2 protein-coding genes are annotated in these 1,524 nt (G+C 68.1%); one reads left to right on the top strand and one right to left on the bottom strand.

Features of this window, described 5'->3' with window-relative positions; all coding sequences use genetic code 11:
* Positions 1 to 1,014: aminotransferase class III-fold pyridoxal phosphate-dependent enzyme (locus JCM19049_RS13825; protein ID WP_279403241.1), on the bottom strand; the 1,014-nt coding region annotated here is incomplete at its 3' end.
* An 83-nt stretch (positions 1,015 to 1,097) separates the two neighbouring features.
* Between JCM19049_RS13825 and JCM19049_RS13820 the strand changes: the two genes are divergently transcribed.
* Positions 1,098 to 1,466, top strand: coding sequence for a PucR family transcriptional regulator ligand-binding domain-containing protein (locus JCM19049_RS13820; RefSeq protein ID WP_054821868.1), 369 nt, complete (start codon positions 1,098 to 1,100; stop codon positions 1,464 to 1,466).
* Positions 1,467 to 1,524: the final 58 nt, after the last annotated feature.

Here is a 1,524-nt window from a genome sequence, read left to right as displayed (position 1 = left end):
GTTTCCGGCGTAGGTGCCGCCCAGGCCTCCGGCGTGCGGCGCGTTCATCAGCTCCGCCCGCCCGGTTACCGCAGAGAGCGGCACGCCGTTGGCCAGCGCCTTGGCGGTAAGCACCAGGTCCCCGACCACGTCCTCGTGTTCGGCGGCGAACAGCTTGCCGGTGCGTCCGATCCCGGCCTGGATCTCATCAAGCACCAGCACGATACCGTATTTGTCCGCCAGGGCCCGCAGCCCGGGCAGGAAACCGGGCATCGGGACGATGAACCCGCCCTCGCCCTGGATCGGCTCAATCACCATGGCCGCAAAGCTCCGTGCCCCGTGCTCCACAATTTGCTGCTCCACCAGGGCCAGCAGCTCGTGGACGTCGCGGCCCTGCGAACGCAGCGGGTTCGCGGAGGCGGCGCGCACGATGTGCTCGGGCAGGGGCCCGAAGTTCAGCTTGTAGGGGTTGACCTTCGATGTCATCCCCATGGTCAGCAGTGAGCGTCCGTGGTAGGCCTCGTCGAAGACCAGGATGTTCGGCCGTCCGGTGGCCGCGCGGGCGATCTTCACCGCGTTCTCCACGGCCTCCGCGCCGGTGGAGAACAATGCGGTGCGCTTGGCGAAGTCGCCCGGGGTGTTGCGGTTCAGCCAAGCGCAGACGCGGGTGAAGGACTCGTACTCGCTGACCATGAAGCAGGTGTGGGTGAACTTCTCCAGCTGCTGCGCCACCCGCTGGGCAACGCGCTGGTTGGCCGCGCCCAGGGAGGTCACCGCGATCCCGGAGGCAAAGTCGATCAGCCGGTTGCCGTCCACGTCCTCGATGATCCCGCCGTCGGCGCGCTGCACGAACACCGGCAGGGTAATCCCAAAGCCGTCACTGACCTCGGCCAGCCGCTGGTCATGCAGTTCCCGGGAACGCGGGCCGGGGATCTGGGTGGCCAGGTGGCGGCTTTGGGGCAGGCGGTGGGCGCTGTCGGCGGCAGGGTTCGAAGCGAGCGGGGACAGCACGGCGGAAGGCAGGGTTTCAGTCATGGGATCCACGCTATGATCCGTCGGTGACACGCGTCACTGGCCGTTCCATCCAATTCGGCGGTTCATACAGGATAATTTGCACCGTGATCACGCTTTTGCAATTGGGCACCGAATTGGGGCGCAGCTTCTACCCGGCCAGCGGCACCACGTTTCGGGCCAACCCGGTCACCGGGGTGCACATTTCCGAGCTGGCCGACCCCACCCCCTACCTGGAGGGCGGGGAGCTGCTGCTGACCACGGGCATGTCCTTCGCCGACACCGCCGAGGCCAGCACCGAGTACCTGGGGCGGCTGGCCGCGCATGGAATCACCAGCCTGGGCCTGGGGCTGGGGCCGTGGCTGGACGAGTTCCCTCCTGGGTGGCGGCCGGCTGCCAGCGGCTGGGCATCCAGCTGGGGGTGGTGCCCGATGAGGTTCCCTTCCAGCAGGTTTCCCGCGCCTACTGGCGGCTGAGCGCGCGCAGCGACGCCACAACCTGATGGAGAGCCTGGGCACCCAGACGGCCCTGGCC

Source organism: Arthrobacter sp. JCM 19049 (assembly GCF_001310435.1).
The sequence above is the reverse complement of the archived record's forward strand: the minus strand, read 5'-3'. Positions and strand labels throughout refer to the sequence as shown.